Source organism: Curtobacterium flaccumfaciens pv. betae (assembly GCF_026241855.1).
Taxonomy (GTDB): Bacteria; Actinomycetota; Actinomycetes; order Actinomycetales; family Microbacteriaceae; genus Curtobacterium; species Curtobacterium flaccumfaciens.
The window spans coordinates 1,942,599-1,956,866 of record NZ_JAPJDC010000001.1 but is presented as its reverse complement, the minus strand read 5'-3'; the positions used below and the strand labels follow the sequence as shown (position 1 = coordinate 1,956,866).

Below are 14,268 nucleotides of genomic sequence, written 5' to 3'. Positions count from 1 at the left end.
ACTGGGAACCGGTTACGTTGAACCAGTGCGAGTCGATCTGCTGACCAGGGAGTATCCGCCGGAGGTCTACGGCGGAGCGGGTGTCCACGTGTCCGAACTCACCGCCGCGTTGCGGTCGGGGACGGACACGGAAGTCCGTGTCCGGGCCTTCGGGGCCTTCCGTGACGAACCCGACGTGTGGGGCTACCGGACCCCGGACGGCCTCGGCCAGGCGAACGGCGCGCTGCAGGCCCTCGGCACCGACGTGGCCATCGCGGCCGACGTCGAGGGTGCCGACCTCGTGCACTCGCACACCTGGTACGCGAACTCCGCAGGCCGGATCGCGCAGCTGACCTACGGCATCCCCCACATCGTCACCGCCCACAGCCTCGAGCCGCTCCGCCCGTGGAAGGCCGAGCAGCTCGGCGGCGGCTACCGCCTGTCCAGCTGGATGGAGCGCGAGGCGTTCGAACACGCCGACGGCGTCATCGCGGTCTCGAAGGCCATGCGTGCGGACATCCTGCGCTCGTACCCGTCGATCGACCCGGCGAAGGTCCACGTCGTCTACAACGGCATCGACATCGACGCGTGGAAGCCGACCGTCGACGAGGACGCCGTCCGCGCCCTCGGCATCGACCCGACGCGCCCGAGCGTCGTGTTCGTCGGACGCATCACCCGGCAGAAGGGCCTGCCGTACCTGCTCCGTGCCGTGGCGTCGCTGCCGTCGGACGTGCAGATCGTGCTGTGCGCCGGCGCGCCGGACACCCCCGAGATCCTGGCCGAGGTCACCGAGCTCGTCGACGGGCTCCGGGCCGACCGCGAGGGCGTCGTCTGGATCGACCGGATGCTCGCGCACCAGGAGATCGTGAACGTGCTGTCCTCGGGCACCGTGTTCGTGTGCCCGTCGGTCTACGAGCCGCTCGGCATCGTGAACCTCGAGGCGATGGCGTGCGGCATCCCGGTCGTCGGCACCGGCACCGGCGGCATCCCCGAGGTCGTCGCCGACGGGCTCACCGGCCGCATCGTCCCGATCGACCAGGTGCAGGACGGCACCGGAACCCCGACCGACCCCGACCGCTTCGTGGCCGACCTCGCGGCGACCCTCACCGAGGTGCTCGCCGACGAGGGGCTGGCGAAGCTCATGGGACGCGCCGGACGGCTCCGTGTCGAGACCGAGTTCACCTGGGACGCGATCGCCACCAGGACACGGCAGGTCTACGACCAGGTGCTCGGCCAGAACCCGTAGGCTGGTCGCATGCCCTCGGTCGTGCGCTTGTCAGACGTCTCCGTGGTCCGCAACGGGGCCACCATCCTCGACGCGATCTCGTGGGAGGTGCAGGACGACGAACGCTGGGTCGTGCTCGGTGCGAACGGTGCCGGCAAGACCACGCTGCTGCAGGTCGCGGGTGCCCAGACGTTCCCGACCTCGGGCGACGTCGAGGTGCTCGGGACCGAGCTCGGCGGCGCCGACCTGTTCGAGCTCCGCCCGCGCATCGGCTTCGCGTCGACCGCGCTGGCACGCCGCATCCCGGTGACCGAGAAGGTCATCGACGTCGTGCTCACGGCGGCGTACTCGGTGACGGGTCGCTGGAACGAGGAGTACGAGGAGCTCGACGTCCGCCGTGCGCAGCGCGTGCTCGAGGAGTGGGGCCTGGGGTCCTTCACCGACCGCACGTTCGGCGACCTCAGCGACGGCGAGCAGAAGCGCGTGCAGATCGCCCGTGCCGTGATGACCGACCCGGAGATCCTGTTCCTCGACGAACCGGCCGCTTCGCTCGACCTCGGTGCCCGCGAGAGCCTCGTCCGCACCCTCGGCGGCTACGCCCAGAGTGCGGACTCGCCGGCCATCGTCATCGTGACCCACCACGTCGAGGAGATCCCGGCCGGGTTCACCCACGCGCTCGTCCTCGCCGACGGCCACGTGCAGGCCGCCGGCCCCATCGACGAGGTCCTGACGGACCAGACCCTGACCGAGGCGTTCGGCATCGACCTCTCGGTCACCAAGGACGCCGGTCGCTACACGGCACGCGCCGCGTAGCGCTGCGATCCCGCCGTCTCTCTGGTATCGTGGACGGCTGGCGCAAGCCGACGACTTCCCGCGCAGTTCGCGCAATCCCATCACCGCTATCGAGGAATCTCCATGAAGACCGACACCCACCCCGAGTACCGCGCCATCGTCTTCCGCGACCTGGCCTCCGGTGAGACGTTCCTGACGCGTTCGACCGCGAACAGCGACAAGACCATCGAGCTCGACGGTGCGACCTACCCGGTCATCGACGTCGAGATCTCGTCCGCTTCGCACCCGTTCTACACGGGTAAGCAGCGCATCCTCGACTCGGCCGGTCGCGTCGAGAAGTTCAACCAGCGCTTCAAGGGCTTCAGCAAGTAAGCAGCCCCACGCAACGCCCACGGGCGGTCCTCCTCCGGGAGGGCCGCCCGTTCGCGTTGTGCGGTCGTGGGCCCTGGACGCAAGACACCGGTGTTCGCGCGTCACGCCGCGTTCTGCGGGTGTTCGGCGCGCGAACACCGGTGTCTTGCGGGGGCTGTGCGGGGTCAGGCGCCGTTGCGGTGCGGCCAGCGGCCGTCGGCGGTGAAGTTCGGGTCGCGCTTCTTGCGCATGTAGTCCTGGAACGAGGTGGCCTGCTCGGCACACCAGCCGACCTGCTTGCGGTGGAGTTCCTCGGCGGAGATGCCGAGCTCGTCCGGGTACTTGCCCGCGATGGCCTGGGCGACACGCCCGGCAGCGATCGCGTCGGCTCCGGCGTCGTGGGCGTCGTCGAGCGTGACGCCGTAGAGCTCGGAGGCGGCTTCGAGCGTACGCTTGCCCTTGCGGAAGGTGTCGAGTGCCTTGTCGATCACCAGCGGGTCGACGACGTTGCCGATGACGGGGGAGGCGAACCCGTGGCGCTTCGCCTCGCGGTCGAGGACGGTGAGGTCGTACGGGGCGTTGTAGATCACCAGCGGGATGCCCCGGGCGAACACGGCCTCGATCGCGGCGATGATCTCGGCCACGACCTCGGCCGCGGGACGCCCCTCGGCCTGGGCACGCTCGGTGGTGTACCCGTGCACGGCGGCCGCGCCCTCGGGGATCGGCACGCCGGGGTCGGCGATCCACGCACCCTCGACGATGGAGGCCCCGGTCATGTCGATGAGGCCGACGTGGGCGGTGACGATGCGGGCCGTTTCGACGTCGACCCCGGTGGTCTCGAGGTCGAAGACGCCCAGCGCGTGCCACCAGGGGCGACCCGTGAGGTCCTGGGACGGAGCGGGCGCGTCGAGCTGTGCTGTGGGGAACGTCACGCGGTCAGGCTAACGGGACGCACCGACACCCCCGACTACCGGGTCGGCGCGCCGACGTGCAGCCAGTAGAACGACTGCGTGCCCATGGTCAGCGTCACGTTGCCGTCCTCGTCGAAGGACGGGAACGAACCGCCGCCGAACAGGTCGTAGAGCGGACGCCCCGCGAACTCCGGAGCGGACACCGTGACCGAGGTCGGGTTCGTCGCGAACGAGAACACGCAGAGGACGTCCTCGGCGGACGGGCCGAACTGCTGGCCGGAGCCCTCCCACGAGCGGACGAAGGCGAGGACCGAGTCGTTCGAGGTCTCCTGCACGTGCAGGGACCCGAGGCCGAACACCGGGTGGGCCTTGCGCGTGTGGATGACGTTCCGGACCCAGTGCAGCAGCGAGCGCGACTGGGCGAGCTGCGCCTCGACGTTGACCTGCGCGTAGTTGTACACGAGCGACTGGACGACGGGCAGGTAGAGCTTGCCCGGGTCGGCGGTGGAGAAGCCGGCGTTGCGGTCCGGCGTCCACTGCATCGGCGTGCGCGAGGAGTCGCGGTCCGGCAGCCAGATGTTGTCGCCCATCCCGATCTCGTCGCCGTAGTACAGGAACGGCGATCCGGGCAGTGAGAACAGCAGCGCGTGGATGAGCTCGAGCTCCGCGCGGGAGTTGTCGAGCAGGGGAGCGAGGCGTCGGCGGATACCGATGTTCGAGCGCATCCGCGGGTCGTAGCCGTACCAGCCGTACATCGCCTGCCGGTACTCCTCGCTCACCATCTCGAGCGTGAGCTCGTCGTGGTTGCGGAGGAAGACACCCCACGCCGCGCTGGCCGGCACGTCGAGGGTCTCGGACAGGATCGCCTTGAGCTCGGCGGCGTGCTGGGCCCGGAGCGAGTAGAAGATGCGCGGCATCACCGGGAAGTCGAACGCCATGTGGCACTCGGGCTCCTCGTCGGTGCCGAAGAACGCGGCCGTCTCGCGCGGCCACTGGTTCGCCTCGGCCAGGAGCACGCGGCCGGGGTACTCGTCGTCGACCATGGCGCGGAGCTTCTTGATGAACTCGTGGGTCTCCGGCTCGCCCTCGCCGTTGCCCTCCTCGGACTCGAACAGGTAGGGGATCGCGTCGAGCCGGAGCCCGTCGACGCCCATGTCGAGCCAGTGCCGGACGACGTCGTAGATCGCCTCGATGACCGCGGGGTTCTCGAAGTTCAGGTCGGGCTGGTGCGAGAAGAAGCGGTGGAAGAAGAACTGGCGTCGGACCGGGTCGAAGGTCCAGTTGGACTCCTCGGTGTCGACGAAGATGATGCGGATGTTCGAGTAGTCCTCGTCGGTGTCCCGCCAGACGTAGAAGTCGCCGTAGGGGCCGTCCGGGTCCTCGCGGGACTGCTGGAACCACTCGTGCTGGTCGCTGGTGTGGTTGATCACCATGTCGATCACGATGCGCATGTTCCGCTCGTGCGACTTCGTGACGAGCTCGCGGAAGTCGTCGAGCGTGCCGAACTCCGGCAGGATCGCCCGGTAGTCGGCGATGTCGTACCCGCCGTCGCGCATCGGCGACTGGAAGAACGGCGGCAGCCACAGGGCGTCCACGCCGAGCCACTGCAGGTAGTCGAGCTTGCCGATCACGCCCTGGATGTCGCCGATGCCGTCTCCGTTGGAGTCGACGAACGACCGGATCATGCACTCGTAGAAGACCGAGCGCTTGTACCACTGCGGGTCGAGCGTCAGGCCGGGCAGCTGGATCGGGGCTGTGAAGGTCACCGTGCTCCTCGTCGTCATCGACGGACCGGTCGACGGCCCGCCCCGGACACGATAGGCGCGAGATGCTGCGGGTGTCCGGGGTTTCGTGCGGTTCGCTCCCTAGACTGGCGCGGATGCAACCGCCCGTGCTCTCCCCGTACCAGTCGTTGATGGCCGCCACCCCGGTCGTGCACCGGGCCGTCCAGGTCGACGGCCGGACCACGCACTACTGGGTCTACGGGCCCGAGGACTCGGATCGCACCGTGCTCGCCGTGCACGGGTTCCGCGGGGACCACCACGGCCTCGAGACCATCGCCGCGCACCTGCAGGGTGTGCGGGTGATCGTGCCCGACCTGCCCGGCTTCGGCGTGTCCGATCCGCTGCCGGTGTCGGACGTCGACGCGTACGTGGCCTGGCTGACCGGGTTCCACGCCGCGCTCGGGCTCGGCCGCGACACCGTGGTGCTCGGGCACTCGTTCGGGTCGATCGTGGTGTCGGCCACCGTCGCCGCCGGGCTCGACACCCGACTGCTCGTCCTCGTCAACCCCATCGCCGCCCCGGCCCTGCAGGGACCGCGTGCCGTGGGGACCGCGATCGCGATCGGGTACTACCGTGCCGGCGCGGTGCTGCCGAAGCCGATCGGGCTCGGGATCCTGCGGAACGGCGCGATCGTCCGGGCGATGAGCATCGCGATGCTGAAGTCCCACGACCCCGCGGTCCGCCGGTGGGTGCACGACCAGCACGACCGGTACTTCTCGGCCTTCGCGAACCGCACGAGCGTGCTCGAGGCGTTCCGCACCTCGGTCACCCACGACGTCTCCGAGTACGCGGACCGGATCACGGTGCCCGTGCTGCTCGTCGCGGCCGAGCACGACGACATCACCGCCGTCCCCGAACAGCGCGCACTCGCCGAGCGCCTGCGTGACGCCGAGCTCGTCGTGATCCCGGGTGTCGGCCACCTGGTGCACTACGAGACGCCGGCTCCGGCCGCGGCGGCGGTGCTCCGCCGGATGGCGGACACGACCCGACGTACCGGACGCCAGGGACGCCCTGGACGCGGTGGGGCCACGACGGACAGCCGACCGTCGGGGGCGGGGCGGGCCTCCCGGACGGCGGACGCGTCGTGACGCGCCTGCGCATCGGCATCGACTGCCGGTACGTGCGGATCGGTCGGCACGACGGCATCAGCCGGTTCACCGCCGGGGTCGTCGAGCACCTGCCGGACCGGCACGAGTACGTGCTGCTCGTCAGCGACGAGCGCCAGCTCGAGTCGCTGCCGAGCGACCTGCCGTGGGAGCTGCTGCCCGCACCGACGGACGCGGGGGAGCCGCTCGTCGCCCGGCGCGTCAACCGGCTCGGGCTCGACGCGGTCTTCTCGCCGATGCAGACGATGGGGTCGCGGGGCCGTCGGTACGCGCTCGTCCTGACGCTGCACGACCTGATCTACTACCGCAACCGCACACCCCCGCGGGAGTTCTCGTGGCCGCTGCGGCTCGGCTGGCGGGCGTTCCACCTGTCCTGGGCGCCGCAGCGGTTCCTGCTGAACGGCGCCGACGGGGTGGTGACGGTGTCGGAGACGACCGCCGGGCTGATCACCGAGCACCGGCTGACGCGGCGACCCGTGACCGTGGCCCACAACGCGGCCGACCCGGCGACACCGCGGTCGGCCGGAGCGCCACGTCGACGCTCGCTCGTCTACATGGGCTCGTTCATGCCGTACAAGAACGTCGAGACCCTGGCGGCGGCGCTGCCGCTCCTCGGGGCGGACTGGACGCTGCACTGCATGTCGCGGGTGTCCGACGCCGACCGGGCACGGCTCGAGGGGCTCGCGCCCGCTGGGGCGATCGTGTTCCACGACGGCGCCACCGACGAGGAGTACCTGTCCGTGCTCCGTTTGGCCACGGCGCTGGCGACCGCGTCGTACGACGAGGGGTTCGGCATCCCGCTCGTCGAGGCGATGGGCGTCGGGACCCCGGTCGTCGTCAGCGACATTCCCATCTTCCGGGAGATCGGCGGCTCCGCTGCGGAGTACTTCGACCCGGCGTCGCCGTCCGCCGTCGCCGCGGCCGTCCGGCGGGTCGAAGAGCGGTGGGACGAGGCCTCGCGGAAGTCGATCGAGCGTGCCGGACGGTTCCGGTGGCAGGACTCGGCGGAGCAGGTCATCCGGGCCGTCGAGCGGGCCGTGGGGGACCGGCGGGGCTGAGGGCTGGCGCTGGTGTGGTCTCGCGGTTGGTGGTCTCGCGGTTGGTGACGATGCGGAACGACGATGTCGATGTCGTACGACGTCGACGGTGTCGTTCCACGTCGTCCGCCCCGTCCCGCCCCGCGACCACCGCCGATCACTTCGCCGCGACGACCTGCACGTCCGCCCCGGGGAACACCTTCTGCGTCTCCTGGGTCACCCGCGCCACGATCGGTGGCACCGCGGCACCCCGACCCGGGGTCCGGACGACGACGGACTGGTCGCCCGCGGTGTCGGACGGGTCGCCGCCGCGCTCCCACGAGCAGCGGACCTCGGTGACACCGCCGATGTGGTCGAGCGTGTCCGCCAGTGCCAGGCGCTTCGCCGCGACCTCGCCGGCACCGGTAACGCCGATCTCCAGGTTGCCGAGGTCGGCGATCACGACGACCCGGACGCCGTTGCCGCCCGACTCGTCGGCAGCCCGACTGATGGCGGCCACCAGGTCACCCCGCGCCGCGGTGTCGAGCGTGGGGTCGGCGCGGACGGTGGCGACGGCGTCGTAGCTGGCGAACGCGGTCTTCGACGGGGTGTGGTGCCGAACGTCGGTGACGCCGGGCAGGGCACTCACCCGCTCGTCGAACCGGTCGAGCGCGACATCGGGGCGCGGGAAGACCCCACCGATGCCGTTCTGGACACTCCCGATGATCGAGCCGAGCACCACGGCGATGACCACGGCGACCGCCAGGACACTGCCGCCGATGATGAACCAGGTGCGCGCCCGCGTGCGGGTCGGGACGCTCGCCGTCTCGGGACCGAACACCCGGTCGAGGTCGTCGCCCTGTTGGTCGAGGGCATGCTGGCCGTGTCGGCTGGTCCCGTCGTCGGACATGTGGCTCCCCTCACCCCGGTGTGCGGGTGCGTCGGAGCCTAGTCCCCGGTCAGCCCCGGCGTTCCAAGGGGTTCTGGTACTCGAACGCCGACCCACCGGTGTCGTCGGACACGTCGTCGATCGGGTCGTCGAACCGGACGAGTTCGGCGTGGAAGCGTTCGGGGTCCCACCGGAACGAGTGGATGGACCCGTTCCGGATCGGGGTGTGGCGGCGGTCGGCGGTGCCGGGGGCTGCGGCGTTCACGACGCTGCGGATCACCGCGCCGTGGGTCGCGACCACGACGACGCCGGCGTCGAACCGGACCGCGATCTCGCCGAGGGTCTCGGTGACGCGGGCGAGCAGCGCGGAGCGGGACTCCCGGCCGGGGATGTCGTCGTGCGGGTACCGTGCCGACACCTCGTCGTCGGTCAGGCCCTCGGCCTCGCCGTAGGAGCGCTCGGCCAGGCCCGGGTACGTCGTCGGTGCGTCGAGGCCCAGGCGGTCGGCGATGATCGCGCCCGTCTCGGCCGCACGCGACAGCGGGGACGCGACGACGGCGTCGAACGGCCGGCGGGTCAGGAGTTCGGCGGCCTCGGCGGCCTGCCGTCGTCCGGTGTCGTTGAGCGGGATGTCGGTGGAGCCCTGGATGCGGCGTTGCGCGTTCCAGTCGGTCTCGCCGTGCCGGACGAGGTACAGGAGGGTCGTCACCCGTCGATCTTCGCAGACGCACCCGGCAGGCCCGTCCGGCAGACGCACCCGGCAGGCCCGTCTGGCGACCGCACCCGGCAGGCCCGTCCGGCGACCGTGCCTGGCAGGCCCGTCCGGCGACCGTGCCTGGCAGGCCCGTCCGGCGACCGTGCCTGGCAGGCCCGTCCGGCGACCGTGCCTGGCAGGCCCGTCCGGCGACCGTGCCTGGCAGGCCCGTCCGGCGACGCCGCCCGCGCTAGTCGGTCGAAGCCGCTGCGCTGAGCCGCTCCGCCAGGTGCACGAGCGTCTCGGTGGTGCCGGCGTCGAGCTTCACCGCCGCACGGCGGTCACTGCGGGTCTCGCCGCGGTTCACGATGACCACCGGGTTCTTGCGGCGCGCAGCGTGGTCGACCAGCCGCACGCCCGAGTTCACGGTGAGTGAGGAACCGACGACGAGCAGCGCGTCGGCGTCGGCGACGATCGACACGGCCTCGCGGAACTTCTCGGCCGGCACGAACTCGCCGAAGAAGACGACGTCGGGCTTCAGGTCGCCGCCGCACACGGAGCACGCGGGGACGACGAACCGCTCGACGTCGGTGATCTCGACGTCACCGTCCGGCTGCAGCTGCACGGACCCGGGCTCGTCGATCCAGGGGTTCGCCCGGTCGATGGTGGCGGCGAGGTCGGAGCGGGAGAACACCTGGCCGCACCGCAGGCACACGGCGCGGTCCATCGAGCCGTGGATCTCGACGACGCGGCGGGACCCGGCGCGCAGGTGCAGGCCGTCGACGTTCTGCGTGATGACCCCGGCGACGATCCCGGCGTCCTCGAGTGCGGCGAGCGCCCGGTGCCCGTCGTTCGGCACGGCGGCCGCGAAGCTCCGCCAGCCCAGGTGCGATCCGGCCCAGTAGCGCTGGCGCTTCGCGGGGTCGGCCAGGAACTCCTGGAACGTCATCGGCTTGCGCACCACCCGCCCGGCGCCGCGGTAGTCGGGGATGCCGGAGTCGGTGCTCAGACCGGCACCGGAGAGCACGGCGATGCGCTTGCCGCCGAGCACCTCGACGACGCGGTCCAGGTCGTCGGCGGTCACCGACCCGGCGGCCGCCCCGGTGGTCGGTCCGGTCGTCGACGCAGCATCATCCAGCACCCTGTTCACGGTACCCTCAACACCCGACCGTCCCGGTCGCTTCCCAGGCGGATCGGACCGTCGGCGGACCCGCGCCAGCGCCGCCCCACCGGACCCACGGTGCGACCCACGCCGCGCCCCACACCACCCACACCACCCACACCCCCCGCACCACACCGAAACGAGCCCCGTGCACCCCGTCCGCATCGACTCCCTCGACGATCCCCGTCTCGACGACTTCGCCCGGCTCACCGACGTGGCGCTCCGCCGGGTCTCGGAGCCCGAGGGTGGCCTGTACATCGCCGAGTCGAACACGGTCATCGAGCGCGCGGTCCGCGCGGGTCACGTGCCGCGGAGCATCCTGGTGCAGGAGAAGTGGCTCGACAGCGTCCTGCCCCTGGTCGCGGAGCACGACGGCCCCGTGTTCGTCGGTGCCGACGCCCTGCTCGAGGAGCTCACCGGGTTCCGCATGCACCGCGGTGCGATCGCCGCGATGCAGCGCCCCGAGCTGCCGAGCGTCGCCGACGTGGTGCGGGACGCGAAGGTCGTCGTCGTGCTCGAGGACATCGTCGACCACACGAACGTCGGCGCGGTGTTCCGCAGCGTCGCCGGCCTGGGCGCCGACGCGGTGCTCGTCAGCCCGCGGTGCGCCGACCCGCTGTACCGCCGGAGTGTCCGTGTGAGCATGGGCACGGTGCTGCAGGTGCCGTGGACCCGCATCGGCGACTGGCCCGCAGCGGGCGAGGAACTCCGCGCGCAGGGCTTCCACTTGGCCGCGATGGCGCTGACCGACGAGTCCGTCGACCTCGACGCCTTCGTGGCGGACCTGCCCGACCGGGTCGCGCTCGTGATGGGCACCGAGGGGCAGGGGCTGACGCCGGCCGCGATCGCGTCGGCCGACACGACCGTCCGGATCCCGATGGCGCACGGCGTCGACTCGCTCAACGTGGCCGCGGCGAGCGCCGTCGGTCTGTGGGCGGTCACCCACGCCCGGCGGCTCGCCTCCTAGCGCACCACCGAGACGGTCGGGAGGCCCGGGGCGGCCCGGTCGGGCAGCAGGCCCCCGGCGCGGATCACCAGGGCACGGTCGGTGGCCGGCCCACCGACCAGGCAGACGCCGATGGGCGCGCCGTCCACGGTCAGCGCCGGTGCGCTCACCGCGGGCAGCCCACCGACGCTCGCGAGCGCGGTCATCGCCGTGGTGGCGGTGCGGGTGCGCTCGAGCGCCGCGGTGTCCGCGTGGAGCAGGGGTGCGGGTCCGGGGACGGTCGGGAACAGCAGGGTCCGACCGTCCAGGGCACTGCGGATCGTCGCACGGACCTCGTCGAGACGTGCCACGGCGTCCGCGGTCGCGTCGGGGTCGTTCGCGCGTGCCACGCGGAACCGGTCACCGACGACGGTGCTCAGGGCGCCGGGGTGCGCGTCGATCCAGGGGCCGTGGGCGGCGAGGGCCTCGGCGGCCTGGACGAGCCGCATCTGCTCCTGCAGCGCTGCGGGGTCCGGGATGCCGAGGTCGCGCAGTCGGACGGTCGCGACGGGTTCGTCGAGTGCTTCGACGAAGGCGGCGAAGGCCCGGGCGACGGCCGGTTCGACGAGTGCGACGAGTTCCTCGGGGACGACGAGCACGGTCGCATCGAGTGCCCCGCCCGGCGCCGACGGCGGCGGGACGGTGGCGTCGAGGGCGGCGAGCAGCACCACGCGGCTCCGCGTGAGCCACCCGACGGTGTCGAACGACGGCGCGAGCGGGAGCAGCCCGTCGCGGGACACCGTGCCGTGGGTCGTCCGGAGGCCCCAGAGCCCTTGGTACGAGGCGGGGACCCGGACCGATCCCGCGGTGTCCGTGCCGATCCCGATCTCGGCCGTGCCGAGGCCGACGGCCGATGCGGATCCGCTGGACGAGCCTCCAGGCAGTCGGGTGGGAGCCGCGCTGTTCGGCGGCGTGCCGTGGTGCGCGTTCCGGCCCGTCAGGTTGTACGCGAACTCGTCGGTGCGCGCGATCCCGCGGATCGAGGCACCGGCGGCGAGGAGCGCGGCGACCGCTGCGGCGGGCGCGGTCTCGACCGGTGCTTCGCGCAGGTACGTCGGGTTGCCCGCGCCGACCGGCTGGCCGGGGACGGCGTAGAGGTCCTTGACGGCGACGGTCAGGCCGTCGAGCGATCCGGAGGCGGTGGGGGCGACGAGCGGGTCGCCGACGGCCCGCCAGACGGTGGTGTCGACGGCCTTCGGGCGGCCGGTGACGTGGGCCGCTTCGATGCGCCAGCCGGTGCCGCCGTCGCGGCACCAGAGCTGGGTCTGGAGGCCCTGCCCACCCGCGGCGAACCGGGACACCGACACGACGAGGGCGCGGTCCTCGGTCAGGGGGCGGACCTCGACGTGCGTCAGCGACCGGGTGGCGACCCCACCCCGCGCCCCGCGGAACGCGCTGATCGCGTCGTGCCCGACGAGCAGGCCACGGTCGTCGCCGCGCATCGTGCCGGGGGAGTCGACGAAGGCGGCGTCGAGGGCGTCGAGGTCGTTCGCCAGCAGGGCGGTCTCGTAGGCGTCGAGCGCCTCGAGCAGTCCGTCGGGGGCCGTCGACGTGGCGGACGTTGTCATCGGACGGGCTCCTCGAAGTCGGCCTTGCGGATGCGGGCGTGGACACCGGTGACCAGGTCCACCACCTGCGAGATGTTGAAGTCGGTCGCCGCGGACAGGTACGCGTACGCCAGGTGGCGTTCCATGCCCCAGCGCGCGCCGAGGATCGCGACGGCGTGCCGGACGCACTGCCGGACGGCCTCGTCGAGGTCGGGGTCCATGCCGGTGGGCACGAGGAACTCCTGCGTCTCGGCGACGGGCCAGACCAGGTCCCCGAACCGCGCGGTCGCCTCGGCGGCCGGGGTCAGGTCGAAGCGGATCGTGGCGCGGAGCGAGGCCTCCATCGCGGTGAGCGCCACCTCGCCGTCGCCCTGGGCGAAGTGCGGGTCACCGACGTGGGCGAGCGCGCCGGGGACGAGCACCGGCAGGTGCAGCTGCGAGCCGGCCTGCAACAGGTTGACGTCGATGTTGCCGCCGTGGCGACCGGGCGGGACGGAGTGCAGCCGCTCCCCGGGGGTGGCGACGCCCATGATCCCGAGGAACGGGGCGAGGGGGAAGTGCGCGAAGCGGTCGCGGGCGGCGGTGAGCGGGATGCGGCCCCGCCGGCCCAGGTCGGTGTCCACGACGTCGGCGAAGACGCTCACCGTCGTGCCGTCGACCGGGAACTCACCGTGCAGGGCACCGCGGCCGTGCCGGTTCGACACGACGCCGTAGTGCACCCGGGGCAGGGTCTCGAGGACCGTCATGGTGAGCACGTCCCCGGGACGGGCACCGCGCACCGCGATCGGCCCGGACACCACGTGTGGACCGTCCGCCGCGGGGTCGCGGTGGCCGGAGCGGGCGATCGCGACCGCGTCGGCGAGGACGTGCTCCGGTGCGACGCCGTGGTCGCCGAACCAGGCAACGGGGTCGCTGCCCTGGTCGGGGAGGATCCCCTCGTGGCTGACCGTGTCGATGGTGACCGACTCGCCGGGGGCGATGGTCAGGGCCGGGGTGTCGCCCTCGCCCGGCAGGCGACCCCACAGGACGGTCTCCGGGTCGACGGGCAGGAAGTGGTCGCCGCGGACGGGTCCGGCGCCGGGCTGCAGGGTCGCCACCGCCGGGGCGGTGGTCTCGTGTGCGGTGGTCATCGGTCCGTCCTCCGTTCGACCAGGTGGGCCACGTCGGCGAGGTGGTCGGCCATCGCCCGTGTCGCGCCCTCGACGTCGTGCTCCCGGATCCGCCCGAGGATCCGCTCGTGCCACTCGAACGACGACCGGCGCCCCTCGCTGGTGCTGTGCGAGCGGGCGCGCACGTCCTGCACCCAACCGCTGCTGAGCTCGCACAACGACACGAGCAGGGGGTTGCCCGAGGTGCGGGCGACCTGCACGTGGAAGGCGACGTCCTGGGCGAGCGACTCCTCCGGGCTCAGACCAGCGTGCGTCGCGGCGAGGATGCGTTCCAGGGTCAGCAGGTCGGCCTCGCCAGCCCGCGCCGCCGCCAGTCCGGCGACCTGCGGCTCGACGACGGTCCGGAACTCGGCGACGTGCTCGGCCCGGTGGTCCAGGTCGTCGCGGTGGTGGTCGAGCAGGGCGGACGCCTCCTCCGGTCGCGGCAGCACGACGGTGCCACGGCCGGGGGTCCGGGAGACCAGGCGACGGCGCTCGAGTTCCTGCAGCGCCTCGCGGATGGTCGTGCGGGACACGGCGAGGTCCTCGGCGAGGGTGCGTTCCGGCGGCAGCTTGTCGCCGGGCTGCAGGTCGTCGAGCACGAGCGTGCCGAGGTGGGCGGCGGTCGCCGCGCTCAGGGTCCGTCCACGGTGCATGCCCTCGACCGTAGGGCCGGTTG

The 14,268-nt window shown here is 72.3% G+C and carries 14 protein-coding genes; 6 read left to right on the top strand and 8 right to left on the bottom strand.

Features of this window, described 5'->3' with window-relative positions:
• Window positions 1-25 precede the first annotated feature (25 nt).
• The 3 genes from glgA to ORG17_RS09290 all read left to right on the top strand — a co-directional run bounded on the left by glgA (window position 26) and on the right by ORG17_RS09290 (window position 2,368).
• Window positions 26-1,225: a glycogen synthase gene (gene glgA, locus ORG17_RS09300; protein ID WP_027465670.1), complete on the top strand. Its 1,200-nt coding sequence runs from the start codon at window positions 26-28 to the stop codon at window positions 1,223-1,225.
• Between the two features lie 9 nt (window positions 1,226-1,234).
• Entirely contained in the window at window positions 1,235-2,017 is a 783-nt protein-coding gene (locus ORG17_RS09295; RefSeq protein ID WP_017887279.1) for an ABC transporter ATP-binding protein, read from the top strand.
• 102 nt (window positions 2,018-2,119) lie between these two features.
• Entirely contained in the window at window positions 2,120-2,368 is a 249-nt protein-coding gene (locus ORG17_RS09290) for a type B 50S ribosomal protein L31 (RefSeq protein WP_017887280.1), read from the top strand.
• Between the two features lie 164 nt (window positions 2,369-2,532).
• Here ORG17_RS09290 and ORG17_RS09285 read toward each other — a convergent pair whose 3' ends face one another.
• Both ORG17_RS09285 and treS read right to left on the bottom strand, forming a co-directional pair.
• Window positions 2,533-3,279: a 3'-5' exonuclease gene (locus ORG17_RS09285; RefSeq protein ID WP_027465668.1), complete on the bottom strand. Its 747-nt coding sequence runs from the start codon at window positions 3,277-3,279 to the stop codon at window positions 2,533-2,535.
• 35 nt (window positions 3,280-3,314) lie between these two features.
• Window positions 3,315-5,024: a maltose alpha-D-glucosyltransferase gene (gene treS, locus ORG17_RS09280; protein WP_027465667.1), complete on the bottom strand. Its 1,710-nt coding sequence runs from the start codon at window positions 5,022-5,024 to the stop codon at window positions 3,315-3,317.
• 113 nt (window positions 5,025-5,137) lie between these two features.
• On the opposite strand from treS, the gene ORG17_RS09275 reads away from it, so the two are divergent.
• Window positions 5,138-6,130, top strand: a complete 993-nt coding sequence (locus ORG17_RS09275) for an alpha/beta fold hydrolase (protein WP_250892089.1) — start codon at window positions 5,138-5,140, stop codon at window positions 6,128-6,130.
• Between the two features lie 5 nt (window positions 6,131-6,135).
• The gene (locus ORG17_RS09270; RefSeq protein ID WP_214526244.1) at window positions 6,136-7,206 is read left to right on the top strand and encodes a glycosyltransferase family 4 protein; all 1,071 of its coding nucleotides are present in this window, start codon (window positions 6,136-6,138) and stop codon (window positions 7,204-7,206) included.
• A 136-nt stretch (window positions 7,207-7,342) separates the two neighbouring features.
• Here the strand turns inward: ORG17_RS09270 and ORG17_RS09265 are convergent, their stop codons facing one another.
• The 3 genes from ORG17_RS09265 to ORG17_RS09255 all read right to left on the bottom strand — a co-directional run bounded on the left by ORG17_RS09265 (window position 7,343) and on the right by ORG17_RS09255 (window position 9,831).
• Entirely contained in the window at window positions 7,343-8,074 is a 732-nt protein-coding gene (locus tag ORG17_RS09265; protein ID WP_214526219.1) for a hypothetical protein, read from the bottom strand.
• A 49-nt stretch (window positions 8,075-8,123) separates the two neighbouring features.
• Window positions 8,124-8,762, bottom strand: a complete 639-nt coding sequence (locus ORG17_RS09260) for a histidine phosphatase family protein (RefSeq protein WP_111056426.1) — start codon at window positions 8,760-8,762, stop codon at window positions 8,124-8,126.
• A 235-nt stretch (window positions 8,763-8,997) separates the two neighbouring features.
• Window positions 8,998-9,831, bottom strand: a complete 834-nt coding sequence (locus tag ORG17_RS09255; RefSeq protein ID WP_027465663.1) for a Sir2 family NAD-dependent protein deacetylase — start codon at window positions 9,829-9,831, stop codon at window positions 8,998-9,000.
• A gap of 226 nt (window positions 9,832-10,057) precedes the next feature.
• On the opposite strand from ORG17_RS09255, the gene ORG17_RS09250 reads away from it, so the two are divergent.
• Complete coding sequence (locus tag ORG17_RS09250; RefSeq protein ID WP_027465662.1) at window positions 10,058-10,876, top strand: TrmH family RNA methyltransferase; 819 nt, start codon at window positions 10,058-10,060, stop codon at window positions 10,874-10,876.
• Here the strand turns inward: ORG17_RS09250 and ORG17_RS09245 are convergent.
• The 3 genes from ORG17_RS09245 to ORG17_RS09235 are packed head-to-tail and all read right to left on the bottom strand — an operon-like array spanning window position 10,873 to window position 14,245.
• On the bottom strand, window positions 10,873-12,462 hold the full coding sequence (locus ORG17_RS09245) for an AtzH-like domain-containing protein (RefSeq protein ID WP_214526220.1): 1,590 nt from the start codon (window positions 12,460-12,462) through the stop codon (window positions 10,873-10,875). The two genes, ORG17_RS09250 and ORG17_RS09245, sit on opposite strands and share 4 nt — an antisense overlap.
• Window positions 12,459-13,571, bottom strand: coding sequence for an acetamidase/formamidase family protein (locus tag ORG17_RS09240; protein WP_214526221.1), 1,113 nt, complete (start codon window positions 13,569-13,571; stop codon window positions 12,459-12,461). Before ORG17_RS09240 ends, ORG17_RS09245 begins: the two co-directional genes overlap by 4 nt.
• Complete coding sequence (locus tag ORG17_RS09235; protein WP_071244719.1) at window positions 13,568-14,245, bottom strand: FadR/GntR family transcriptional regulator; 678 nt, start codon at window positions 14,243-14,245, stop codon at window positions 13,568-13,570. Before ORG17_RS09235 ends, ORG17_RS09240 begins: the two co-directional genes overlap by 4 nt.
• Between the last annotated feature and the right edge of the window lie 23 nt (window positions 14,246-14,268).